17 protein-coding genes and 1 pseudogene are annotated in these 25,982 nt (G+C 33.3%); 12 read left to right on the top strand and 6 right to left on the bottom strand.

All coding sequences use genetic code 11. The features are described from left to right. Positions 1–18 precede the first annotated feature (18 nt). Positions 19–912, bottom strand: a complete 894-nt coding sequence (locus tag C8P67_RS17600) for an AraC family transcriptional regulator (RefSeq protein WP_245980492.1) — start codon at positions 910–912, stop codon at positions 19–21. A gap of 225 nt (positions 913–1,137) precedes the next feature. Here C8P67_RS17600 and C8P67_RS17605 point away from each other — a divergent pair, with 225 nt between their 5' ends. The 11 genes and pseudogenes from C8P67_RS17605 (at position 1,138) to C8P67_RS17650 (ending at position 16,258) form a co-directional block, all read left to right on the top strand. Further along, positions 1,138–4,200, top strand: coding sequence for a SusC/RagA family TonB-linked outer membrane protein (locus C8P67_RS17605; protein ID WP_115814498.1), 3,063 nt, complete (start codon positions 1,138–1,140; stop codon positions 4,198–4,200). A gap of 9 nt (positions 4,201–4,209) precedes the next feature. Continuing rightward, a complete protein-coding gene (locus C8P67_RS17610) occupies positions 4,210–5,703 on the top strand; it encodes a RagB/SusD family nutrient uptake outer membrane protein (RefSeq protein ID WP_115814499.1) in 1,494 nt (497 codons plus the stop codon). 16 nt (positions 5,704–5,719) lie between these two features. Beyond that, positions 5,720–6,661 (top strand): hypothetical protein, encoded by a 942-nt coding sequence (locus C8P67_RS17615; protein WP_211319932.1) that lies wholly within the window; start codon positions 5,720–5,722, stop codon positions 6,659–6,661. A 30-nt stretch (positions 6,662–6,691) separates the two neighbouring features. Next, complete coding sequence (locus tag C8P67_RS17620) at positions 6,692–8,164, top strand: cellulase family glycosylhydrolase (RefSeq protein WP_115814501.1); 1,473 nt, start codon at positions 6,692–6,694, stop codon at positions 8,162–8,164. Between the two features lie 17 nt (positions 8,165–8,181). Continuing rightward, a complete protein-coding gene (locus C8P67_RS17625; protein ID WP_115814502.1) occupies positions 8,182–9,375 on the top strand; it encodes a glycoside hydrolase family 26 protein in 1,194 nt (397 codons plus the stop codon). 22 nt (positions 9,376–9,397) lie between these two features. Then, complete coding sequence (locus C8P67_RS17630) at positions 9,398–10,411, top strand: glycoside hydrolase family 130 protein (protein ID WP_115814503.1); 1,014 nt, start codon at positions 9,398–9,400, stop codon at positions 10,409–10,411. A 1-nt stretch (position 10,412) separates the two neighbouring features. Beyond that, complete coding sequence (locus tag C8P67_RS17635) at positions 10,413–11,942, top strand: cellulase family glycosylhydrolase (RefSeq protein WP_115814504.1); 1,530 nt, start codon at positions 10,413–10,415, stop codon at positions 11,940–11,942. Positions 11,943–11,944: 2 nt separating this feature from the next. Continuing rightward, on the top strand, positions 11,945–13,582 hold the full coding sequence (locus C8P67_RS17640; protein ID WP_115814505.1) for a sodium:solute symporter: 1,638 nt from the start codon (positions 11,945–11,947) through the stop codon (positions 13,580–13,582). A 136-nt stretch (positions 13,583–13,718) separates the two neighbouring features. Then, a pseudogene (locus C8P67_RS22510) lies at positions 13,719–13,814 on the top strand (hypothetical protein); the annotation flags it as partial. Positions 13,815–13,904: 90 nt separating this feature from the next. Beyond that, positions 13,905–15,182, top strand: a complete 1,278-nt coding sequence (locus C8P67_RS17645; protein WP_115814506.1) for a glycoside hydrolase 5 family protein — start codon at positions 13,905–13,907, stop codon at positions 15,180–15,182. A gap of 50 nt (positions 15,183–15,232) precedes the next feature. Beyond that, positions 15,233–16,258 carry a LacI family DNA-binding transcriptional regulator gene (locus C8P67_RS17650; RefSeq protein ID WP_115814507.1) on the top strand — a complete coding sequence of 342 codons (1,026 nt, stop codon included), beginning with the start codon at positions 15,233–15,235 and terminating at the stop codon, positions 16,256–16,258. A gap of 482 nt (positions 16,259–16,740) precedes the next feature. On the opposite strand, the gene C8P67_RS17655 is transcribed toward C8P67_RS17650, so the two are convergent. Genes C8P67_RS17655 through C8P67_RS17670 form a run of 4 tightly spaced genes read right to left on the bottom strand, consistent with a single transcriptional unit; the run spans position 16,741 to position 23,002 of the window. Next, positions 16,741–18,873: a DEAD/DEAH box helicase gene (locus C8P67_RS17655; protein ID WP_115814508.1), complete on the bottom strand. Its 2,133-nt coding sequence runs from the start codon at positions 18,871–18,873 to the stop codon at positions 16,741–16,743. Further along, positions 18,873–20,189: an ATP-binding protein gene (locus C8P67_RS17660; protein WP_115814509.1), complete on the bottom strand. Its 1,317-nt coding sequence runs from the start codon at positions 20,187–20,189 to the stop codon at positions 18,873–18,875. Before C8P67_RS17660 ends, C8P67_RS17655 begins: the two co-directional genes overlap by 1 nt. Next, complete coding sequence (locus C8P67_RS17665) at positions 20,189–22,117, bottom strand: tellurite resistance TerB C-terminal domain-containing protein (RefSeq protein WP_115814510.1); 1,929 nt, start codon at positions 22,115–22,117, stop codon at positions 20,189–20,191. The genes C8P67_RS17660 and C8P67_RS17665 overlap by 1 nt, the downstream gene beginning before the upstream one ends. A gap of 6 nt (positions 22,118–22,123) precedes the next feature. Next, positions 22,124–23,002, bottom strand: a complete 879-nt coding sequence (locus C8P67_RS17670) for a BRCT domain-containing protein (protein WP_245980494.1) — start codon at positions 23,000–23,002, stop codon at positions 22,124–22,126. Between the two features lie 727 nt (positions 23,003–23,729). Here C8P67_RS17670 and C8P67_RS17680 point away from each other — a divergent pair. Further along, positions 23,730–24,524, top strand: a complete 795-nt coding sequence (locus C8P67_RS17680) for a Fic family protein (protein WP_115814513.1) — start codon at positions 23,730–23,732, stop codon at positions 24,522–24,524. 88 nt (positions 24,525–24,612) lie between these two features. On the opposite strand, the gene C8P67_RS17685 is transcribed toward C8P67_RS17680, so the two are convergent. Further along, on the bottom strand, positions 24,613–25,905 hold the full coding sequence (locus C8P67_RS17685; protein ID WP_170141485.1) for a C-terminal helicase domain-containing protein: 1,293 nt from the start codon (positions 25,903–25,905) through the stop codon (positions 24,613–24,615). Positions 25,906–25,982 lie beyond the last annotated feature (77 nt).

Genomic DNA, 25,982 nt, shown 5'->3' on the forward strand with positions numbered 1-25,982 from the left:
TTGTTTCAATAAAACAGTCTAGTGTTTTGTAATCAGCTTGCTTTGATCCCTAAATTCACTGGGGGTAAATCCCATTTTTCGTTTAAAAGTTCTGTTGAAATTTGAAATATTATTGAATCCGCTGTCGTAGCATATCTCTTTAATAGATTGTTCCGATTCAAATAATAATCTGGCAGCCAGTCCTAAACGAAGATCAGTAATGTAATCCGAAAACGAACTGTTAGTACATTTTTTAAAATAATGACTAAATGCAGATTCTGACATATTCACTAAATCTGCAACTTCTTTAAGCTGTATCTTATTCTGCAGATTCTCTTTTATAAAGTCATTTACTTTTTCTATTCTTTGACTTTCCGGAAAGCTGTAATAATCAATATAGGAATGTGATGCCAAAGTTTTGGTGTTTTTGGCAATCGCTAAATCATGCAGAATGGATAAAAAATTTAATAACGAATCAAAATCCTGCGAATCGGATAACTGCAGTATTTTGGGTTTTAACGCTTCAATTGTCTCTTTAGAAAAAGCAATTCCCCTTTTAGACCGTTCCAGTAATTCTCTGATTGGGATAGCGAGCTTTCTGTTTAATGTTTTTTCTGAAAATAGATTTTCATGAAATTGTATCGTAACCACATGTGCATTATTGTTGTCTTTGATTCCTGTCCATAAATGCGGTGTGTTTGGTCCTATGATGGCTAAATCACAATCGGTGTATTCTACAACAGAGTCTCCGATAATTCTTTTCCCTGAAGAATTCAAAACTAAGTTCAATTCAATTTCTGGATGAAAGTGTAGTGGAAAATCAAATTTGGCATTAATGTGATTTAATACAATAAAGAAATCATCATCTGAAATAGGTACTAATTCTCTTAAGATATTACGTTTTTCGTTCATAATAGTATTATTATATTTCATTATATGTATAGTTAACTTGCTCAAAAATAAGTGTTATTTTTCTAATATACTCATTTTTTACCCTAATAAAAAATAATTTATTCATATAAGGGCTATATTATTGGATGAAAGTATTATTTATAATTCATAATAGTATTATTATTCGATTGTATTTACAAAACCGTAACGAAAACGAAGTAGTTAATTTGTCACGTAACTAATAACTAATCTTTAACCTATGAACAAATGAAAAAAAAATGGAAAAATAATATTCTTTTTTGTGTTCTCTTGATGACATCGCTAACAGCATTTAGTCAGAATACAATTCAAGGTATAGTGTCTGATGAAAATGGACTGATGATCCCTGGTGCAAACATTTCTGTAATTGGATCTTCAAAAGCAGTCACCACTGATTTTGATGGTAAATACAAAATAGAAGCAAACGGTGATGCAGTATTATCATTTTCTTTTATTGGATTTGATGCTCAAAAAATTATTGCAGCTGGAAGAACTACAATTAATGTAGTATTGAAAAGTTCTAATGAGAATTTAAAAGAGATTGTCGTAATAGGATACGGATCTGTAAAAAAAGCTGACCTTACAGGTTCTGTAAGTACAGTAAAAACAAAAGCTTTGCAGGACATTCCTTCAAATTCTATTGAGCAGGTGCTGCAGGGCAGGGTTGCCGGTCTGCAGATAACTACTTCACAAGTTCCAGGTTCAGCATCAACCGTGCGAATTAGAGGAGGAAGCTCACTGCGGGGTTCGAATTCGCCTCTAGTTGTTGTCGATGGATTTCCGCTGGGAGATGCAGGTGATTTAAAACAAATTAATGTTGCAGATATTGATAAAGTTGATGTATTAAAGGACGCTTCAGCCTCAGCGATTTATGGTTCCAGAGGAGCAAATGGGGTCATTATCGTAACTACAAAGTCTGCTAAGAAAGGGAAGACTCAAATCTTGGTGCAGCAGCAATCTTCATTTTCAGAATTCAATTCGGAGCTGAATCTCTGGAGAGATCCTGTGCTTATGGCACAGCTCAGCAACGAAGGACGAATCAACGGAGGACAGACACCTCTTTATATTGGTGCCGAGAATTCAAATGGAGTTTATTATCCGTCAGTTCATGAACTGCAGTCGGGTGCATGGCCCTATTTTACAAAGTGGGATGATATTACTTTTAGAAGCAGTCCTTTGTCTAATAATACTTTGGTAAGTATAAACAGCGGAACCGATAAAACCAGCTTTAGCCTGACGGGTAATTATTATTCGGAACAAGGAGTGTATGTAGTCGATAATTATACTAAAGGCGGTTATAATTTACGCGTAAAACATGATGTGTTTGATAATTTGACAGTAAGATTTTCAAATATTCTAAGTAAAGGAAATAGAAAAGCAAATGACGGCTTGGCATATTGGAGAAATCCTATTTTTCCAGTATATGATGAGAATGGAAATTATTATATGATTGGCAATAATGATTACAGCCATCCGGTGGCAATTACTGAAAAGCGCCAAAATGAGACAAGAACTACTGATTTTATAACATCTGGTTCTTTGGAATGGCAGGTAATACCTTCTTTAAAACTAACAACAAGATTAAATTACAAATTAGGTTCTTCGATAAACGATCAGTTTTATCCAAGTATTTATACTGAAACTGGAGATTTTAATAATGGTGCTGGTTATATCAATAACTGGGAAGGGGAGAATTTTGCCTCAGAAACTTTTGCAAACTATAATAAAACTTTTGGAAAACATGACCTTGGAGTGACCGGCGGTTTTACCTATGAGACATATATGTCTAGAAATTCTAATCTTGGTGCTTTCGATTTTGTAAATGAAACATTGGGGAATGAAAATATGAGTGCTGGGAATCCAGAAAGAAACACAGTGTCGAATGGAAAAACGGAAACTAAGCTAGTGTCTGGAATATTTAGAGTTAATTATGGATATGATGATAAATATTTAGTGACATTAACTGGCCGTGCAGACGGGTCTTCAAAATTTGGAAAGAATAATCAATGGGCTTATTTTCCTTCAGGAGCAGTCAGCTGGAAAGCGCACAATGAAGAATTTATTAAAAGTTTAAACACTTTTGACGAATTAAAATTCCGCATGAGTTATGGGATATCTGGTAATCAGGGAATCAGCCCTTATCAAACATTGAGCCGTTACGGCGTAAGCCAATATTATGATAATGGAAACTGGGTTTCTGCTATTGGACCGGGATATCAGGTTGGAACAACTGGTCAAGATGGTATTGAAAAACTATGGGGAGGAATTCCAAATCCAGATTTGAAATGGGAAACAACTGCTCAATCAGATTTTGGAGTTGATGTTGGAATACTTAAAAACCGACTGCATCTTATTTTTGATCTGTACAGCAAAAACACAAAAGACTTATTGAGAGAAAGAATTCTACCAGTATCATCTGGTTATGATAGAATTTGGGTAAATGACGGTGAAATCACTAATAAAGGTTTTGAACTTACTCTTGACGGCGACATTATTAAAAATAAAGATCTGACTCTTAGTGCTTCATTGATTTACTCTAAAAACAATAATGAAGTTGTTAGTTTAGGTTCAGTAGAACAATCTGGTTTAAATGTTGATCCTAATACAGGAATGCAATATGAATATTCAGGAAACAGCTTAGAACAATTTAGACAATTCCCTAATATTTTGGCAGTTGGTCAGCCAATAAATGTTTTCTACGGATACAAAACTGAAGGTATTGTACAAAATTTACAAGAAGGAGTTAATGCAGGTTTAGATGGTGATCTGGCACAGGCAGGAGAGTTTAAATATGTTGATATTAACAAAGATGGAGTGATAGATACCAAGGATCAGACTATCATTGGTAATCCTAATCCGGATTTCACAGCTAGTTTTAATTTAAGTTTAAAATACAAGCAGTTGGATTTTAGTGCTTTCTTCAATGGCGCTTTTGGTCAAGATGTTCTAAATACTCAAGCGTTCAACCAGCCAAGCAATGCACCGCTGCGATGGACACCAGATAATCCAACTAATGAATATCCAAGTTTGAGAGATGGAAGAACTTTAAAACTATCGGACTGGTGGATTGAGGATGGTTCTTTTGTAAGAATTCAAAATATCACTGTAGGTTATACTTTAAAACCTGCAAAATCAGTGATACAGAGTTTACGTCTATATCTTAATGCAAATAATGTGTACACTTTTACAAGCTTTGAAGGATATGATCCTGAAGTAGGTACAGATGGAATATACTGGGGAGGATACCCAAGATTGAGTAAATGGACCATTGGATTAGATTTAACTTTTTAAAAAATTAGGATGAAAACAAGATATAAAATTTTAACAATGGCTCTTTTAATGAGTGCATTTTCCTGTGACTTAAATGAAGATCCTTATGGATTCTATTCTGAGGATAATTTCTATAAAACTGCTTCTGATGCTGAATCTGCTGTAGATTATGCCTATGATGCCCTGACTTTTCTTGAATATTCACGTGCCATTTTTTTTGTAGGGGATCTTCCTACTGAGGAGTGCGGGCCAAAAGGAGATGAAGCGGCTGATAATCAAAATCTAGATAAATGGAATGTAGCCAGTTTTAGTACAAACCGTATGCTTTCTAATTATTTTAAGTATGGATACATTGCTATTAATCGTGCGAACGCTGTAATAAAAAATGTTCCAGCAGGTGATTATGATCAGGCTTTGAAAGACAAATTTCTTGGCGAAGCTTATTTTCTAAGAGCTTGGAATTACTTTAATCTGGTAAAAGCTTTCGGAAAAGTTCCAATGCATACTTCCCTTGTAGAAACGGTGGCTCAGACTTCAGCACCTATGGCTAAGGATTTAGATGAGGTGTATGATTTTATTATAGCAGATGCTCAAAAAGCGGTAGAATTATTAAAGGTAAATCAAGCATTAGGCCGTGCTGATAAAGTTGCTGCTCAGGCTTTGCTGGCTAAAGTTTATCTTTTCATTGCTTCTTCAAAGGAACATAATGTCCCGCTTTATACTGCTATGAACAAAGATGTAAATACAATGTATCAGTTAGCTGCAAAAAATGCAAATGATATAATAACAGGGCAAAGTGTTTACGGATTTGAAAATAATCTGGTTAGTATTTATGATGTTGAGAAACCATTGGGTAAAGAAAATATTCTTTTGCTTTCTATGGATAGAACAGGAGCGGTCGAAGGAGATTATTCCAAAATATCAAAATTGTTTATTCCATATATAGACGGGGCAACTATTTATCTTAAAAACCCTGATAATACATATAGTAAATCTCATGACGGATGGAGTGTTTTTCAAACAAAAACTGATTTTTATAACACTTTTGACGGTTCCGATAAAAGACGAACTGAATTAATGGTGACAACTACTTATAATGCATCAGGAGTTATTTCGGCTCAATATCCTGGAAAAATTATTTATCCGTTTACGAGAAAATATATTGATCCAAATTTTATTGGTGATAAAACAAGTACAAAGCCTTTCTTAATTCGCTTCAGCGAAGTAGCATTGACTTATGCAGAGGCAGCAGGACCAACAGCCGAATCGTATGCGCTAATAAATCAGATCAGAAACAGAGCCGGTTTAGGGAATTTAGTACCAGGATTAAATGCTAATGATTTCCGATCAGCCGTTTTGAAGGAACGCTCTTGGGAGTTAGCATTTGAAGGGAATCGTCTGTATGATCTGCGCCGTTTTAATTTAGTGGCACAAGTTGTACCTGAAGCGGCAGGAATAACTGCTGAACAAGCTGCTTTTTATCCGATTCCTCAAACCGAAATTGATTTAAATAAAGGTCTGTAATTCTAAAAAACTAATTATGAAAAAACTACTATACATCCTGTTAGCTGTCCTTGCGCTGGCGCAGTCAGGCTGCCAAAACGATCCTTTAGAAGATATTGAAGAGGGAAATTGGAATAATGAGCGCAATGTTTTAGAAATAAAATTTGAAAATCAAGTAGGCGCTGCCGTAGTTACTCGTGTGGATGATGTAACAGGAACTATAAACTTAGCTATAAATGTGGATGCAGTACCTGATTTAAGCCACATAGTTGTTCAGGAACTGGTTTTATCCTATGAAGCAAAATCATCCGTAAACGAAGGCGAAGCTTTGAATTTTGAAAATGCCCAAAAGAGTGCAACAATAACAATTACGTCCCCTACAGGAAAATCTAGAAATTATACTGTTGTTGCGAGCTCATTTAGAGAATCACTTATCGGGACTTATGATATTGATAATCTTGTTGTATATGGCGGAACTGGACCTGAATATGGAGGTGGAGCTGTACTAGCTTTGACTGATAAACCTTGGAATTGGTCAACAGTTGATGGGCCGGCTCAAGAATTAGACAATCAGCTTGTTTTTGAAATGACTGGAATAACCGAGGATGGAAATACTTATGGAACAGTTACAAATAAATCTGGTGCCGATAATATAAATGCAAATTTCATCTATACAGGGAATCCGCAGACAGATGTAAATAATTTTTACAGACAAATCCCAACTGGAGAAGGAAGGTGGTTAAGAAATTATACGAATGGAACGATCACTTTTACTTTTGCTGACGGCAGCACGAAAGTTGGAACTTTTGAAAGTGCGGGGACAGAAGATTTAGAAAACGGCAATAAAAAAACAATTATGAATAATGCTTTTGCTTTCAACTTGAACGGTACAGATGACTGGGGAAGTATCTATTCTGACTATGATAAATTCGTTAAAAAACCAAGACGTTATTGGATTGATGTTACGAAACAAAACTAAGTAAAGAATAAGAATGTCATCAACAATTTTATGAGACAGATATTTAGAATTATGTTATCATTTTGGTTAGTGACGGCAGTAATCAGTTGCTCGGCTTTGTCCGATGCAACTGTTACTGTTGATAACAAAACCATTATAAATCCTGATTATATAGGTAACGGTGTTCAATGGGATCCGTATCAATTGGACTATGGAGAGAGGCAGTTAAAAATTTCTCAAGAAGACTGGCAGAAATTATATTCCCGTCTCGATTTTATGAAACCACAGTTTATTAGAGTAATGATTAATACCACTTCGGTAATAGAAAATGATGTTCTCAACGAGACAAAAAACTATGAAAATATTGCCCCGATTCTTGAGTATTGCCAGTCGAGGAATGTTAAAGTAGTTTTAGGAGATTGGGGAGATCGTATGGTGAACAGTAAAACCAATACAATCTCTGAAAACAACCTGAAATTAGCTGCCAGATACCTTGATTTTTTAGTGAATCAAAAAGGTTTTAACTGTATTCGCTATTACAATATGATAAATGAACCCAATGGATTTTGGGCTGCGACTGATGAGAATTATGATCTGTGGAAAAATGCAGCGCGGTATTTTTGGTCTGAACTGAAAATTATAAATCTTGATAAAAAGGTTTCTTTACTTGGGCCTGATATTGCAATTTGGAAAACCGATAAAGTAGATTGGATTACAAATTCAGTTAGAGATCTAGATGATGCAATTGGTGTTTATGACATTCATACTTATCCGTCTAAAATAACAGTGAATTCGGGAGAATATACTTCAATTCTAAAGGCCTATAAAGATGCTGTTCCCCATAATAAACCAATTGTTATGGGCGAAATTGGATTTAAGTTTGTTGAGAAGCAAGACGAAGCTTTAATGAACGAAAACATTGCAAGAGCCAAAGCAAAACCATATGCATCTGTCGAAGATTCTCAAATGTTTGTTTACGATTATGTCTATGGTTCTGATATGGCTGATGTTTTAATCCAGACAGTAAATTCAGGCTATTCAGGTTCAGTTGCTTGGATGCTGGATGACGCAATGCATAGGAAGGAACAAAAAAACAAATTAAAAGTCTGGGGTTTCTGGAATATTTTAGGAGATGAATACTTCGGAGCAAAAGAAGAAGAAGTTCGTCCTTGGTTTTATGCTTGGTCTCTGCTTACTAAATACATGCCTTCGGGCTGTCAGGTTCATCAGGTTTCTATTACTGGTAATGTGAATATAAAAGCGGTTTCAATTTCAAAAGAAGGGAAAAATATGATGGCGATTGTCAATGTATCTCATAAAGAGCTAAAGATTAAATTATCATCAACTGCAATGCCGGTTTTACAGAACGTGAAAAAATTTGTTTACGCCAAAAATCAGTTGAAGTTAGAAGGTGACCATGACTTACTTCCAAATAAAACCAAAATCACTTTAGATTTAACGAAAAATAGTGTTCAGACCATACCAGCAGAAGGACTTTTGGTATTAACGAATTTTGATTATTAATTTTAAAAAATGCAGCTATGAAATCATTATATGCAATTCTGGTTACTATAACTTTATTGTCCGCAGGATGTTCTTCTTCGGATCATAAAGAGGAACAAAACGGAAATGATCCTGATGTCCCAGCTTCGGTAACACTTCAATTGACAGATCCAAATGCTACTGCCGAAACCAAGGCATTGTATTCAAATCTATGGCGGATTCAGGAGAAAGGAACCATGTTTGGTCATCACGATGATTTACTATACGGTAGAAACTGGATCACTGAGTCAGGGCGTTCAGATATTAAAGATGTCTGCGGTGATTATCCTGGAGTTTTCAGCGTTGATTTTGCTGAAATTATGGATGACAGAAGCACAACAGCTACACTAAATAATGACAGAATCAGAGTAATAAAAGAAGCTCGCGAAAGAGGGGAAGTAATTACAGCCTGCTGTCATTTGAATAATCCATTAACCGGTGGAGACAGCTGGGATAATTCGAAAAATACAGTGGCAAAAGAAATCCTAACAGATGGGAGTGCAACTAATTTGAAATTCAATTCTTGGCTGGATAAATTGGCGGTTTTTGCCAATAATTTAAAAGACAGCAACGGAAAATTAATTCCGGTTATTTTTCGTCCTTTTCACGAGCACACTCAAACCTGGTCTTGGTGGGGTTCAAGTGCGACTACGCAGCAGGAGTTTATCAGTTTGTGGAAATACACAATTGATTATCTGAAGAATAAAAAACAAGTTCACAGTTTTATCTATGCTATTTCACCTCAATTAGATCAGCAGGGAACAGTTGATAGTTTTTTATTCAGATGGCCTGGTGATAATTATGTAGACTTTATAGGCTGGGACAGTTACCACGGAACTAATACCGCAGCTTTTAGTACTAACCTTCGAAATCTTGCGTCACTTTCGCAGCAAAAATTAAAACCATGCGGAGTGACAGAAACCGGAATTGAAGGAATTGTAAAAAATGGTGCGCCATATGATACCTATTGGACAAACGAAATTAGCATTCCGCTTTCGGGTAAAAAGGTAAGTTTAGTTATAATGTGGCGGAATAAGTATGATCCGTCTCACGAAGGAAGTCATTTTTATGCACCTTTTAAAGAGCATAGTTCTGCTGCAAACTTCAAAATGCTATATGCAAGTCCAAATATGATTTTCAGTAAGAAACTGCCAAATATGTACAGCATGGCTGCAAACACAATCGTAAAATAAAAATTATAATATACTAACAGAAATGAAATTAATTAAGTGCACCCAAAACCCAGTTTTAAGTCCAAATCCTAATAATTATTGGGAAAATCTTGTCGTTTGTAACCCAGGCGTATGGTATGAAAATGGTACATTTTATATGTTATACAGAGCTGCCGGAGATGATGAACAGCATTTTATTCGTGTAGGATTAGCCACAAGCACAGACGGGATTAATTTTAAAAGAGAATCGGATGAACCGGTTTTTGGCCCAAGCAGTAACGGACCCGATATGGGCGGAGTGGAAGATCCAAGAATTATTAAATTTGGAAACGAATATTATGTTACTTATGCTTACAGACCTTATCCTCCCGGACGCTATTGGACATTTGCCCATGATGTAATTAATCTTCCTGAAACAGGACCTGATGCACCAGCTGTTTACAAACATAATATTGCCAATTCAGGTTTGGCTGTAACTGCAGATTTTAAAAGTTTTAGAAGATTAGGCCGAATCACAACTTCAAATCTTGATGATCGTGATGTGATTTTATTCCCTGAAAAAATAAACGGAAAATATGCAATGCTGCACCGCCCGAAACAATGGATTGGTGCTGAATATGGCTGTGATTATCCGGCAATTTGGATTAGATATTCGGATGATTTAATGGTGTGGGAAGAAAAAAGTACATTATTATTAGCGGGTGTTAATGGAACTTGGGAAGAGAAAATAGGAGGAAGCACACCACCGCTTCGCACGGAAGATGGATGGCTGTTAATTTACCATGGCGTTGAGAATGGCGGTAATGGTTATTACAGAGTAGGGGTTGCTTTGCTCGATCTGGAAGATCCAACAAAAGTAATTGCACGTTTGGAAGATTGGATTATGGAACCAGAACACGATTATGAAATTGAAGGATTCTATAAAGGCTGCGTTTTTCCTACAGGTAATATGATTGTCGATAATATTTTATATGTTTATTACGGCGCAGCCGATAAATTCGTTGGATTAGCAACCTGCGACATCAATGAACTATTGCAAACTTTAAAAGATTCCTAAAATGAAAATTCAAAATAGCATCGTACTGTTTTGTGCATTAATCAGTTTTTCGGTTCAAAGTCAAAATGCCAATCCTGTAGTTACAATTCGTCCAAATGAAATCATTTCGAATGAATTTATAGGTAATGGAATTGAATTTTCGGCTTACCCTCATGCTGATACAGATGATTCAGAATGGGGGAAATTAATGACGGACGAAAAATGGCAATTGGTTTTTGACCGAGTTTCTTTCATTAAACCAAAAATTGCAAGAGTAATGGATCAGGCCAACTGGAGATATCTTAAAGGTTTTGACGCTTCAGGAAATCCAATTGTAGATTTCGAAAGCGATCAGATGAAAGCGCTGTACAAGCTTTTGAATTATTGTGAGAAAAATAAAATTACAGTGATTTTAGGAGAATGGGGTCAGCCGTATAAAGTGCATGATACATATTTGAATTTGCAAAATAGCTTTACAGGCGCTAATGATCAAAAATGGATTGATCTTATTATCAAAAATCTGAATCATTTATTAAAGGTAAAAAAATACAGCTGTATTAAATATTACAATTTGGTAAATGAACCTAATGGTGATTGGGCAACAACCGATGGTGATTTTCAGCAATGGAGAGAAGGTATTGAAATGCTTCATAAATCAATTGCCAAAGCAGGACTGGATAAATATATTTCGATAATCGGACCTGATGCAACGTCTTTTAACAATCCAAGATCAAAATACAAAGGATTAGATTGGGTTAAGCAAACGGCACTTCAGATTCCGGATTTAGTATCGGCATATGATGTTCATGATTACCCTTCAAAAGAAAGTATCCGATCGGGAGAATTTCAAAAGATATTTGGAGATTTAGTTCGGTTCACAGATTCGGTTCACAGGAAACCTTTCATTTTAGGTGAATTAGGACTGAAAGGAGAGCCTTCGTCCAAAGAGCATTTAGATGATAAATTTACAAGTGCTGACAGCCAGCTTTCGATTTACGATTATGATTATGGAGTTGACATGGCTGATGCCTTGATTCAGTCTATGAACAGCGGTTTTGATGCAGTTATCGCCTGGGATCTGGATGATGCAATGCATACAAAAGATGACAAAGGCGACAAATATAAATTGAAACGCTGGGGGATGTTCAACAGTTTAGGAAAAGAGCTGACAGACAGCAAAGCCGACGAAGATTTGCGCCCTTGGTTTTATACTTGGTCGATTATGACACGTAATTTTACCAGCGATATGAAAATCGTAAAATTCAACAATCTGAATATCGAAAAAGTACGTGCAACAGCAGGAGTAACAAAATCTGGAGATTTTACAATTGCTATTGCAAATAATAGTGATAAGGAAGCCAGTTTTACAATTGACACCAAGAATCTAAAGTTGAAACCAGAAGTAATTAAATATTTGTATAGCGAAAACAAACGCCCTGTGGATGCAAAAGGCTTTCCGGTTCCATCAGAAAAGTTCAAATTAAAAACTGATGGTATTCAAGTTTCGATTCCTGCAAAAAGCGTTATTCTTTACACTTCATACCAACAATAATTATGCTAAATTTAAATATTATCGACTTAGTCGTTCTCGTACTATATATCATCTTTATTGTTTGGTGGGGACTTAAAAACAGTAAATCAAGCGACTCTGATGCTTATTTTTTGGCAGGACGGGATTTAAAATGGCCAATGGTTGGTTTATCCCTTTTTGCAGCCAGTATTTCGAGTTCTACTTTGATGGGAAATTCCGGAGAAGGATTCATCAATGGAATAGCTGTTTTTAATTACAACTGGATTTCGATTCTGGTAATGGTTTTCTTTGCCATCTTTTTTCTGCCGTTTTACATTAAATCAGGAATTTTTACGATGCCCGAATTTTTGGAGAGACGATTTGATGCGAGATCAAGAACCTATTTTTCGTTTATAACCATTGTTGGAAATATATTTTTGGATGCATCAGCAACTTTGTATGCAGGAGCATTAATTATCAATATGATTTTTCCAGGTGTCGACATGATGCTTCTTATTATAGGAATGGGTATAGTTGCAGGAAGTTACACGATTATCGGCGGACTCTCATCTGTAATCAATACTGAGGTAATACAAGCTTTTGTCCTTATTATAGGATCAACTTTATTAGCCTTTTTTGCAATGGACAGTATAGGAGGCTGGGAAGTTTTTTACACACAGTTTCATGATGGTGTCTGGCTAAAATTGACCAGATCTATGGATGATCCAACAGTTCCATGGTTAGGAATGTGGGTTGGAATTCCAATTTTAGGTTTCTATTTCTGGGGAAATAATCAGGTAATGGTGCAAAGAGTCTTGTCTGCAAAATCAATCGATCATGGTCGAAAAGGAGTTTTGTTGGTAGGTTTTCTGTATCTTTTTACACTATTCATTTTTATTTTTCCAGGCTTGATTGCAAGAGGAATAAATCTTTTTGGAGTCGAAAATCTGCCTCACGAAATCATTAGCGGAAGCGAACTTAAATCAAAATACGGAATCAATACGGATCAGGTTTATCCAAGACTAATTAATAAAGTACTGCCGGTTGGATTAATAGGAATTATACTTTCGGCTATGATCTCAGCATTGACTTCCGCCTTGAGCGCAACTTTAAATTCGGTTTCAACTTTATTCACAATGGATTTTTACAGCAAGTTTGATAAAAATGCAACAAGTGAAAAAAAGGTTAAAGTAGGTAAGATTACAGCTGTTGTTACTTTGATAATTGCCATCTTATGGGCGCCATACATTGGTAAATTTGATTCGTTGATTGCCTATTACCAAGAGATACTTTCTTATCTGGCACCACCCGTTGTTGGTACTTTTTTCTTGGGATTGTTCTGGAAACGGTCAAATGCGACCGGAGCTTTCAGCGGTTTAATGTCGGGCTTGTTTATTGCGATGATTATTATGCTGGCTAAGTATGTTTTAGATTTCGAAGTAGGGCTTCACTTCTTATTATTAGCCCCAATTATTTTAGTTTTAAGTGTTCTAGTGAATATTGTTGTGAGTTATTCTTCTGCACCGCCATTAGAAGAAAAAGTAAAAGACAATACTTGGACAAAAGCTATCTGGATCGAAGAAACAATGGCTTTGAAAGATGTTGTCTGGTATAAAAATTTCCGTCTTCAGGCACTGTTGCTGATTTTGGCCTGTTTCGGAATGTATGCTTTGTTTTATTAAATGAACTAAAAATTAAACAATGACAAAGGTTCGATTGTAGTGCTGTTTTTAATTCTTTTTGGATTAAAAATAAGCGCTCAGACTCTCAATGTTATTATCGAAAAAAAGACTGATGTCCTCTTGAAAAGAACTTAAAAATTTTCAAAGAATTGAGTTGAATGCTGAAGAAAAAAAGGAGGTAAGATTCAAATTTCCAATAGCAGTTTTGGCATTTTATAGTATTGATATATAGAAATAAGCAGAAGCTGGAAAATTTGATTTATGGATTGGAAGCAGTATTATAAAAGTGAAAAGGTGTCATTCGAAGTAAAATAAAAAGAAAATGAAAAAATATATTTATGCTGTAGTAATATCGGTTTTACAGTTTGTATCAAACGCACAAAGTTTTATAAAAGCAGAGAATGGAGAACTGATCAAAGAAGGAAAACCATATCATTATGTGGGAACTAATTTTTGGTACGGAATGAATTTAGCCGTTTCCGATGAAGAAAGGCTGATTAGAGAATTAGATCGATTGAATACGCTGGGAGTTAAGAACCTTAGGATTCTTGCGGGTTCCGAAGGAAGTTTAAAAACGCCTTGGGCAGTTCAGCCTGCAATGCAGAAAGAACCTGGAATCTATAATGAGAAACTTTGGGAAGGTTTAGATTTTTTATTGGCAGAAATGAAGAAGCGAGATATGACAGCAGTTGTATGTCTGAATAATTTCTGGCCTTGGTCTGGAGGTTTTGCACAATATGTTTCGTGGGCTAATAAAAACGAATCGATTCCATATCCGCCTCCTGCAGAAAATGGAGACTGGAGAACTTATCAGCATTATTCGGCTCGTTTTTATAGTAATAAAACGGCTCAGAAATGGTTTACTAATCACATTGAAAAAGTCTTAAACAGAATCAATTCGGTTACTAAAATACCATATAAAAAGGATGCCACCATTATGGCCTGGCAATTAGCAAATGAGCCGGAAGGAAGCAATAATGCTGAGGATTATAGAAAATGGATACATGAAACGGCCAAATTTATTAAGAATCTAGACAAAAACCATTTAGTTTCAATTGGTTCAGAGGGAAATACGCCATCGCCGGCAAACGGAACCAATTTCGAAAAAGATCATCAGAGCAAATATATTGATTATTGTACTTTTCATCTTTGGGTACAGAATTGGGGCTGGTATGATCCGCTAAAAGCGAAAGAAACTTATGATTTCGCTGTAGAAAAGGCTAATAATTATATCGACGAACATGTCAAAATTGCTCAAAAACTCAATAAACCAATCGTTCTGGAAGAGTTTGGGATTTCAAGAGATGAAAATAGTTATGAATCCAATTCATCTGTTGAAGTCAGGGACGAATATTATAAAATGATTTTCGAAAAAATATATTCTTTAAGCAAAACAATTCCGCAGGTTACTGGTGTTAATTTTTGGGCTTGGGGAGGCGAGGGCAGACCCAAAACAGCTATGAGCATCTGGAAAATTGGAGATGATTTAATTGGTGATCCTCCGCACGAATTTCAGGGCTGGTATTCAGTTTATGATACAGATAATCATACTCTGGAAATAATCAATGAATATGTTTTGAAATTTAATGATTTAAAATAATCAGAATTTGATACAGGATTTTGATCTGAATCATTTAAAAAAAAACTCAAATGAAAAGAAAAGCTGTTTCCATTAAGAATATTGCCGATGATCTGAAAATTTCAGTTACGACGGTCTCTTTTGTGCTAAATGGAAAAGCAAAAGAAATGCATATTTCAAAAGAGCTGACTCAAAGAGTTTTGGACTATGCCAAATTAATCAATTACAAACCTAACCAAATCGCGCAGACTCTACGAACTGGAAAATCAAAAATACTGGTTTTTATGGTTGAAGATATTTCGAATAGTTTTTTTTCAAAACTGGCTCGTATTTTTGAGGATTTGGCTTATGAACAAGGATACAAAGTTATTTTTTGCAGCAACGAAAACAATGATGAAAAGTCTAATGAATTGATTGAGGTGTTCAATTTTCGCCAGGTTGATGGTTTTATCATTGTACCGTCGCCAGGTATAAGAAATACTGTCGAATGTTTAATAAAAGAAAGCACTCCTGTAGTTTTGTTGGATCGTTTTTTTGAAGATTTAGATTGTGACAGCGTCGTTATTAATAATGAAGAAGCAGCTTTTAATGCTACTATGGAATTAATAAAGAATCAATTTAAGAATATAGGTTTTGTGACAACAACCTCTCTTCAGACTCAAATGAAGGATCGATTATCGGGGTACGAAAAAGCAATTCAAAGCAATACCTTAAAATCTGCCATACTTCGCATTCCTTATGATAAAATTCTGAGGGGAGAAGGGAAAAAATATATCGAGACCTTCCTTTTAGAGAATATAGCTTTGGATGCTGTTTTTTTTGCAACCAATTATCTAACACAAATGGGATTACAGGTTTTTAAAGAGAATGATTCAATCCCACTACGGGATTTTGGAATTATGGCTTTCGATGACAATGAAATGTTCAAAGTTTATCCAGTTTCCATAAGCTGTATTTCACCGCCATTACATAAGATAGGAGTAAAGGCAATGGAATTAATATTATCACAAATAAATGAAAATGTTATAAAAAGACAGCCTCAGAAAAGTATTTTAGAATGCGAAATTATTTTACGCGAATCATCTTTACAAAAGTAAATTTTAGTTTGAATTTATTATAAAGCAAACACGTTCTTAAAAAAAAAGTCACTGTTTATAATATACTGTATGGTGTGATGGTATATCTGATACTTGAAGCAGAAAGATTTTGAGGATAAATTTTGCATCTTAAATTTGCCAGATTTTTTAAATTTCTTATCAAAATTTTTCTATCAGTAAAGAATTAATTCCAATAAAAAACCCTTAAACATTTGATGTTTAAGGGTTTGTTTTTGTAGCCACCTCCGAACAAATGTCGAACTTTTTTATTGAAGATTTAGAAAGACTATTAAACATTCCTATCAATAGAAAAGCATCGTGAGTCTAATTTTCTTAGGAGATGTTATGCTTCATTTGGAGCATGAAGTAAAAGCAAATAAGAAAAAAGGAATAAATAAAAAACATGAATTCAGCTCTAATTTAATAAATCTTTCAGCTTTTCTAATCGAAATATTAACGTTCATTAAAATCTGTATATTCAACTATAAATTTTCTACAATTTTATCAAGACTTAGCATAAATTCTTGGGTTTGTCTTATATCATAAAAATTTTGTTTCATCATTTTTATCTGAAATTTTAATGGTAAATAAATCCCCCACTTAGATAAAGTCAATGAATCTGGATTTTGTTCTAATTCTTTTGTGATAATTTCGTCAATAATTTCAATACGCGAGTTTATGAGATTTAATTTAGATAGAAACTCTTCTTTTGAGATCATTATATAGAACATACTTGTTTTATCATCTAAAATGTTTTTTATTTCTATCACATCAAAGAGGATTTTTAATGTCCTGTTTATTTTAGTGCCAGTAAAAGTATAAAATAGCATTTTCTTCTCTGAAACAAGTAGTAGTCTTTCAGAATCAATATTTTTCATATCAAAAACGGAAAATTCTCTTCTCATTTTCTCCAATTCTTCTGAAGAGTTTTGATCAAGCTCGCTAAAAATTTCATCTTGAAAGATTATTTCAAGCATTTTTTTTCTAATTTCGGGATGTACAATACCTCCCTCTCCAGAAAATTTAGGTTTCTTACCATCATTAGTTGGAATTACCTCTATTTTTTTTGCTTTAAAATCTACAAACTTAATTTTCCATATTTTAGCCGCTAACAAAATATTTTCATCTTCTTTAACTTGTGGTGAAAATGGAATTTCTCCTATCTTATTACCTGCACTTACAACTTTAAAATTATCTTCAACAGTAAAAGAGCTATAAAAATCTCTATTATTAACGATTTTTTCACCTTCTATTCCTATAATAACTTCGTCTCTTAATTTTTCCAAAAAGTCTGTTGAGATCAAATGATTTAAAATTTCTTCAATTTCAGCAACCCCAATGTCATTGAAAGCAAAATTATGATTTAACTGTTTAATCAAATCAACAAGTTTGATACCTGAATGTCCTTTTGTTATAGATAGAGCCTGATGCAATAAAATATCATAAGCTAGATTCATAGATTCTGAGGGTTCTATAAATTTTTCTTTATATAATTGCCAACAAGCCAGTGATTGCAATAAGCTCCATTTATCTGTAGAATATAAAAAAAGATTGCTTTTTGCACCATTCTGTCTCCCACTTCTTCCAACACGTTGTATCAAAGAAGCAATGCTATTTGTAGCATCTATTTGAACGACCTCGTCAACTGAGCCAATATCAATTCCTAGCTCTAATGTTGAAGTACAGGATATGCAGAAATTTTGTCTATTATTATTCTTTGCAAAGTATTCCACATATTCCCTTACTTCCTTATCAACAGATGAATGATGTGAAAAATAGTTAGTGTGTCCATTTACCTTTTCAGAAATCTTTTTAAGTTTAACAGCCACTTCTTCTGCACGACCCCTGCTATTGGGAAAAATCAGAACTTTATTGTTTTTGGTTACCAAATACAAATCTTTTAAAAGATCTATAGGCAATTCGATCTCTTCGTTTTTAAAATATCGAAACTCTGTTTCTATTTCTTTAGATGTTTTATCTAATAGAACTTTTGTGTGCAATATATCTCCAGTAAATTTCTTTGCCTCTTCATAATCTCCTATAGTTGCTGATAATCCTACTATATTAAATTGTTTTGAGTTCAAATCCTGTAATCTAGACAAAATAGATTTTAATTGAGTTCCTCTTGCTGATCCTATAAAGGAATGTATCTCATCAATAACAACGTACTTAAGATTAGAAAAAAGGTAACTTACATTGTAAGGTCTATTCACAAACATAGCTTCTAATGACTCTGGAGTGATCAGCATTATACCTTTAGGATCTTTTATTATTTTTTCCTTAAGTGTTCTGTTGGCTTCTCCATGCCATTTTGTAACTGAAACTTCAAGATATTTACAAAGTTCTTCAATTCTATAAAACTGATCATTGATAAGGGCAATTAGAGGTGATATATATAAGACCTGAATGCCTATTTCATTAAAATCAACTTTTGAAAGTATCGGAAGAAATGCAGCTTCAGTTTTACCAGAAGCTGTTCTTGATGCCAAAATATAATTATCACTAGTAGAGCTGATTCTTTGAATTGCTGCATCCTGAATAGGTCTCAATTCTTCCCATCGTTTGTCCCTAATGTATTTTTTTATAGGATCTGAAAGTAAATTATAAGATGACATTACAATTCTTCAATGCTGTCAATTAGAGATAATTCATCAGGTCTTTCATCAGATATTTCAATTTCTCCAAATAATATGTTCTTATCAACACTAGGATTTTGTCTAATAATATTAAGAATATTTAAAAAATCTCGAATGACTTCACGAGGGGTTAGAAACTCAGAAGCCCCAGGCTTATTGAATATTTCTTCCATGAATTGTTGAATATCATAATCTGAAATATCAATGTTTGTTTTATAGTTAAAATCGAAAATTGCTTTAAGCTTATTAAGTAATACAAATATCTCATTATGATCTAATGGCATTAAACGTATTACAGGTTGAGCAAAATCTCTTATTTCCAATGTTTCAAACTTATTTGTTTCTAACCTTGATTTTAAAGCGTGATAGCTAAATAGGCCTCTTCTTTCGTTTTCTAAAAACTCTCTCGTGCCTGCAAAGTTGAAAAAAAGATTAGCAACTTTTCCTTGAAAACAATCATTGTATATAGTTAGTATTTTTTCATAATTTTTCTCTCTCATTACAGAAGTAGAGATTTTGTATAGATTTATTGCTTCATCTAAATTAATCATAAATCCACTATACCCCATGCTCACAAACAGTTTGCAAAAATTTTTGAGCATATCGTAATAATTCAAATCATTGATTATTTCCCTAACTCCTAACTCTTGTTTAGCTTCGGTCTTGGTACGATATTCTCCTTTAAGCCATTTTAGTGCATTTCTTCTTAGCTGCTCATCATCTTTGATATAACCTTCATAGTATTTCATTATAACAGTTCCAAAATCAAAACCACCTACTTCAGTAATTTTACTAATGGTTTTCATTATACTTTTCTGAATTAAATCTAGATACTGTTCATCTCGGATAGATGTTAAAGAAACTTTGTTTTCTTCAGCAGTTTTGGTAATTATTTGTTCAATCCATTTTTCCAGTAAGGTTGGTAAAGCTCCACCTTCTGGTTTTGTTTGAATTGATATATTATCCATTATTGCTGAATAAAGCATTACGCCCTTACCATCATTTGAATACAGTCGATTGTCTGGTGTAAAATCGGCATTGGTAACAACAAATTTTTGTTTTAAAGCTACTGTATTGAGCAAGTGGAGCATAAATGATTTTCCAGAACCGAAGTCACCTATCCAAAACTTGGCCATACTGTGCCCGTTTTTTACATCTTCTAATGCAGTAACAAAGGCTGCAATTTCTTCTGAACGGCCAACTGTAATATGCTGGACACCTATTTTAGGAACGACCCCGCCTAATAGTGAATTTATTATTGAAGTTGCTTCTTTGGGTTTAATATTATCTATCATTATGCTAAAAGTTTTTGGTAATAATCTTGATTTATAGTGTAATAAGCTTCGTCTTCTTCAATTAAAAGGTCATCAAGACTTTCGAAACATATTTCATTAATGTTTTCTATTAACTGATTTTTAAAAGCTCCTTTTGATTTGGCAAAAGTTTCAAATTCGCTTTGAAGAATTGAAAAATTATTTTTGGCAAACGTTTCTAACGTTGAAGTATGGATCGGTTTAAATAACAGTTCTTTTGAATATATTGAAATTGTATGCTCTTCATTACTTTGAACTATATTGATTTCAATTTGTTCTTCTATTTTTATTTTATCATCTAAATCTTCTGAACTATCATCTTTTAAGTATTCATTTAATAGTTCCACAGTGCCTGAATGTTGTTGTTGCACTTCTTTAATTAATGATTTATCCAATTGGATTTTTTTTCGTTTTACAGCGTAGAGTTGAGGTACTGAATTAATTGCTTTCTCAAAATCCTTATCATTAATAAAGTCATTTACTATTGCTTGAAAACCCTCAACTTGTTCATCATTTTTAAAAAGACTTTTTTGGATTGTTTTTGTAAGTTGTTTATTATCGAAAGTTACAGATTTTAAGTCATGGTACAAATAATGAATATACAATAGCAATGCAGTTTCTTGATTGTACTTCGCTATAAACTTAGAAGCTTCGAAAAAGATATTCTCAACTGAGGGGTTTTCTTTGTTTAGTTTTCCTAACTCAATAATTTGATCCATAAACTCTTTGGAGTTATTATTGAAATTAGAGCTAATTTCTTCAAATTTAGTTTTCCATCTTGTTGTGTTCTGAATATTGAGTTTTATCTCTGTTTCTTCATCCGGTAAATTAATTTTTGAAATTAATTCTAAATGAATCTGAGCAACTTTATTAATTAGCTTTGTTTCAAATTCTTCTTTTGCTTCTAACGATGATGCATAGGGATCAATAGTTATTTTTCTTTTATGTCCAAAGTGCTCTCTTACTGTGTTTTCGCAAAACTTGAAAATATTAGTATGAAACTCATTTTCGCAAGAATGCATGGCGTGTTTGTAATTGTTACTGCCTTTCCTATATCTAAAATGTTTTCTAACTACAACGTCTGCAATTTCATCAAACTCTTTTTCAATTGATGAGTTATTATCAATATATATCTGCTCCAAATTTTTCATTGTTGCTAGATAAAGTTTAATTATTTCAATGCTGCAATATTCAATATTTACAAAATTATTACTCGAATACCATATTTTATCTAAAACATTAGTTTCGTCCTTTGTGAGGTTTAATATTTTCTTGTATTTGTTTCTCCATTCAAATGTCGAATAATTAACTTGGGTATATTGATAATCATAGTGATCTTCCCTCAATCTTGCAACGCCATCAGTATCTCCGACCTGTTCCATTTTTTTAATTAGAAAATTTATTGTGTACGTTTTAGTTTTAGGATAATGATTACCCAAAATTTCTAATTGTGATTCAAGTTGGGCAACCTTTTTGTGTTGATCAAATTCATTTAACAAATCAAAAAGTAAAATAAACGCATAATTAGTATTTCCTTCTAAATCTAAAAATTGACCGTTCAAAAATTGAGTTTTATAATATTGATAAAACTTTTTTTGGTTAGATGTAGCATAATTAATTTCTGAATAAGAATAAACATAACTATGAGACCAATATGGAACTTTTGATTCTAATCCATAATCTGAATCAATTCTATGAGATTGCGAACCTACATCTATGATTGAGTCGTCATTTTTTGAACCAGATCTAGTTACAGAGACATTGATAGTGTGCGTTCTATTAATAGAGGAAACCTGATTTGTTCGTTGATTTTTCGCTATATCATAATAATTTACTTTTTTTGGTTCCGGTTTCTTTTTACCTACCGAAGCAAGAACAATTATTATAAGGATTATAATTACTATTGTCATCTATAACTAAATTAGGTCATCAATAATATCTGAAAAATCAAATTCATGGATCATTGTAATTGTATGGCCACCTTTTCTTAGACTTAAAGCTTTTTCTACTTTTCGCCCATAACAGGAAAATGCCCAAGCCGGATTTCCATTATCTCCAACAATTAGATAATCCGTTTTCTTATTAACGCTATCAGTGGGAATTCCCCCAAGTTTTTTAATCTGATTTTGCAAGGTTTCTCTATTACCTCTCTTTAATACTCCTGTAATGCAGAATGTTTTTCCTTGGAAATTCACATTTGGTTCACTTGTACAAAGACCTGAAATATTTACTTCTGATGTTTCCGACTCAATTCTTTCTTGCAATTTTGAATCTTGCAATTTCACAAATTGCTTAAAGTAAGCTTTTAGAACTATTCTTTCTTCCTCATCAATTTTATTATCTGATAATATAGATAATATCAGGCTTCTAATCTCATCATAAGGATAATAAGTGTTTAGATGCTCATTTTCTGAAAGCCAAGTATTTAATTCAAATATCTCCTTATCACTGATGTCTCCATCTGATAATATTCCATGACAAATCCCTTGTAAAGTTTGAAGATCAGAAGTTACAGCATTATAATAATAATTATCACTTTCGTATTTTTGGCATAACCAAAATAGATCCTCTATAGTTTCTTTGGGTGGAATTTTATTAGAAATTGTTTCTTCAATAATCGTCATAAACTCATTAAAAGGATTGCGATTGATCAATCCCTTATGTGAAGTTACCCACTTCCCGAGTTCATTAATTTCTTTTTCATTTACTTCATTATCTGAATTAATACCCAATAAAATCCCTTTAAGAGAACTAATCGCTTTGTCTGCTTGAGATTTTGAAGTGTAGATCTTCAACAATTCATCATCAATATTATTTATAATTGTATTTTTTAGCTTATGTAGTTAAACAAAAGAAACTATATTTAATTTAAAAATTTAAATATAGTTTTTTTATGCCTATTTTAATTTTTTAGTCGTTTTAAATTGTTTTTTAGATATTAGCTTTATCCAAATATTAGGATATGTGGTGAAAAGCTAGAGAAAAGTTTAGTTCTATTTTTGAATAGTTGGTTGTGTAGTTCAACGCAAAATTAAATAGTCCGTTGCTACCCAGAAATTTATCTAAGAGAATGTTTAGGAGCAAAGAGAATCGATATATTATGTATATATAAGTGTTTTAAAAAAGCATAATTGAAATAGACTTCGAGTTATAATTGATGATAATTTTAATAGTGAATGTAGTGGAAGATAAAAAGAAGTAAATCATAAGCTATGTTATAATGTACTTGTATGAGATAGAGCATATAAAAGAAGTGCTCTTGCTATTGTAGATATTAAAGTATTTAATACCTTTGTAAAATGTTAGTTACTAGACAAGACATAATTATATTAAAAAATTTATCAACAACTAAAGATCTCGTAGCTGTTGATACAATTCCAAGTACCTTTAAAAGAGATTTCCAATTATTCTTTTTTGGGAAGACTTTTTTAAAAAAGGATAATATTTTGTTTGCATATCCTCATGATGTAAAAAAATGGACGCGTTTCATGTTTAATAAGTATAACGGATAATTTTTAGTCTATGCTTCCAGACTATTTGTTAAACTTTAATTTAGCCCTTTTAAAATTCCAAGAAAAATTTCCGAGAGATAATTGGTCAGTAGAATTTAAGGATTCATTAGTTAATGATTATTCTTTTTATTCTGCAAGGGTTGAAGATTCTAAACTTCAATATGGCGACACAATTCGTTTTTTGAATAATGAAAGCGTTCGTGGTATTAATTTAGACTCATTACTCGGAATCTCAGAACATCAATCAGTTTTAAAAAATCTTCTCGAAAATTTTGAGAATTTCGAGCTTACAGAAGAGATGATTAAAAAAATTCATGGTTCTTTAATGAGTTCACCATTAGCATGGGAAACTGATTTTAAACCTGAATTAGTTGGAAATTATCGTAATGTTCCAACGGTCGGTTCTAGGCAGCCTTTTTTTGAAGACAAAGAATATTCTCCTCATTATAATTTAGAAATTATCATGACGACATATGTAGATATGTTTAATGCTAGATTGGAGGATATTGATAATTCAGTTTTTGAAAAGCATTTATTAACACGTATAGCTTATTTTCATAATAAATTTTTAAATGAAATACATCCTTTTGCGGATGGCAATGGTCGGGTTTGCAGAATTATAATAGGTGCTGTGTTGATGATAAATAACTGTCCGCCAATTTTTCCAGAAATAACTAATCAGGAACAACAAATGGAATATATCTCAACTATCATTGAATGTGAAAAGAATAAAAATGATTTTGCTCTCATTGAATATTTTGCAAAAGGTATGAGTAATTACATACTCAATCGATTAAATGATTAGAAAAATTACAAGAACAGTATTTTGAGATTTTTATGTATGTTTTTTTGAAATATCATGTAATTGAAAAATACGCTAAGATGCCTAGTATTTAAGTTTTAGGTTTGGAAATACCTATTATACAAGCTGAAACCATCTCGTCTAAAGTACTTGAGAATTGGCAATTTTCGAGCAGCCAATCTAATCGTTCTGGTGTTATTTTTACGTTTGAAAAGTTGAGATCTCTTAAGGTGTAGATTTTCCTCCTTCTTGTTTGCATAGCCTTTAATTTATCCAATTCAGGAATTAAGATTGTTAACCATAAATCTGCGAAGTGGTCAAGATCAACGTATTCTTCTTCGGCATTTGATTTGAACAGATTAATTAGCTTTTCACACTTTTCCTTGTCGGCATGTATAACAGTGGTGTTCTGGTATTTTTTAAGTATGGTTTCGCCTTTTTCTAGTGCACGTTTCTTTTTCCAAGGCAATAAATTTTTCTCTTCCCTTCGGAGTTTCTGGATAATTTTAGTCATTTCTGATGTAGTGTCTACTTCATTCCATTTCCGTTGTATGATATTGTCTTTAACTAAATAGACTTTTAATTTATTAGTGATTTCTGAAAAATCAGTATGACCTTTGCCTTTCTCGTCTATGAGGAGCCATTTGGGACTTCTTGTAGTACTCCCTCTAAAAGCAAAAAAACACCAATTTGAGTCTGATTCAACAAAACTTATAGCTGTTTTTACTGTCGCATCTACATCCTTGTACATTTCATACGTTTCGTGATCTATCAAAGCTCCTGGGCCTTCGATCAGACTGTATAAATATTGGGTGCTGTCTTTTACTCCATCCCATTCATGTTCTGTTGCCGTATATTCATTAAAAGCATTAATTATATTTTGAGTATTAAAGTCATCTTTGAGATATTTCTCATATATCGTTTTTGGTATTTCTACATTATTTCCAATCAAGTTTTCAGTAACCATCAAAGTGTCAATCATTCTTTTATCCCCTTTTAAGGAAAAAGCTTCTGAATCATCGGGCCATAATACAGTAATCTGCTCATGTTCACAATCCATCCTTTCCAATCTACCGATGCGTTGCTCAATGATTCGTAGTACGCTAGGCATATCTAAGAGTACCAGACAGCTTGCATCTTGGAGATTAATACCTTCTGACATGGCATCTGAACACAAAGCGATGAGTTTTTCATCGGTAGCTGCGCCTAGTGCAAAGTTTTCCATAACTTGATTTCGGTTTGTTTTATTATGTCCAGCTGCCACAATTGATCGTACTTTGCTTTGTTTGTCAGTAATTAGTTTATTGAGATAATCTAGAGTGATAACGGTCGAATCGAACGCTAATATTTTATTGGTCTCAGATTCGGGTTTAAAACCCTGCAATTTATTGCAGTACTTTAGTAATGCGAAAAAATCTTTACCTTTAGATTATGAGCACAGATTTAAGAAAAGGTTCGCAT

Source organism: Flavobacterium aquicola, assembly GCF_003385115.1.
Taxonomy (GTDB): Bacteria; Bacteroidota; Bacteroidia; order Flavobacteriales; family Flavobacteriaceae; genus Flavobacterium; species Flavobacterium aquicola.

Excerpts from the sequence above, each read along its gene's own strand:
- C8P67_RS17600 (WP_245980492.1), bottom strand. The coding sequence starts at position 912 with ATGAAATATAATAATACTATTATGAACGAAAAACGTAATATCTTAAGA.
- C8P67_RS17605 (WP_115814498.1), top strand. The coding sequence starts at position 1,138 with ATGAAAAAAAAATGGAAAAATAATATTCTTTTTTGTGTTCTCTTGATG.
- C8P67_RS17610 (WP_115814499.1), top strand. The coding sequence starts at position 4,210 with ATGAAAACAAGATATAAAATTTTAACAATGGCTCTTTTAATGAGTGCA.
- C8P67_RS17615 (WP_211319932.1), top strand. The coding sequence starts at position 5,720 with ATGAAAAAACTACTATACATCCTGTTAGCTGTCCTTGCGCTGGCGCAG.
- C8P67_RS17620 (WP_115814501.1), top strand. The coding sequence starts at position 6,692 with ATGAGACAGATATTTAGAATTATGTTATCATTTTGGTTAGTGACGGCA.
- C8P67_RS17625 (WP_115814502.1), top strand. The coding sequence starts at position 8,182 with ATGAAATCATTATATGCAATTCTGGTTACTATAACTTTATTGTCCGCA.
- C8P67_RS17630 (WP_115814503.1), top strand. The coding sequence starts at position 9,398 with ATGAAATTAATTAAGTGCACCCAAAACCCAGTTTTAAGTCCAAATCCT.
- C8P67_RS17635 (WP_115814504.1), top strand. The coding sequence starts at position 10,413 with ATGAAAATTCAAAATAGCATCGTACTGTTTTGTGCATTAATCAGTTTT.
- C8P67_RS17640 (WP_115814505.1), top strand. The coding sequence starts at position 11,945 with ATGCTAAATTTAAATATTATCGACTTAGTCGTTCTCGTACTATATATC.
- C8P67_RS17645 (WP_115814506.1), top strand. The coding sequence starts at position 13,905 with ATGAAAAAATATATTTATGCTGTAGTAATATCGGTTTTACAGTTTGTA.
- C8P67_RS17650 (WP_115814507.1), top strand. The coding sequence starts at position 15,233 with ATGAAAAGAAAAGCTGTTTCCATTAAGAATATTGCCGATGATCTGAAA.
- C8P67_RS17655 (WP_115814508.1), bottom strand. The coding sequence starts at position 18,873 with ATGTCATCTTATAATTTACTTTCAGATCCTATAAAAAAATACATTAGG.
- C8P67_RS17660 (WP_115814509.1), bottom strand. The coding sequence starts at position 20,189 with ATGATAGATAATATTAAACCCAAAGAAGCAACTTCAATAATAAATTCA.
- C8P67_RS17665 (WP_115814510.1), bottom strand. The coding sequence starts at position 22,117 with ATGACAATAGTAATTATAATCCTTATAATAATTGTTCTTGCTTCGGTA.
- C8P67_RS17680 (WP_115814513.1), top strand. The coding sequence starts at position 23,730 with ATGCTTCCAGACTATTTGTTAAACTTTAATTTAGCCCTTTTAAAATTC.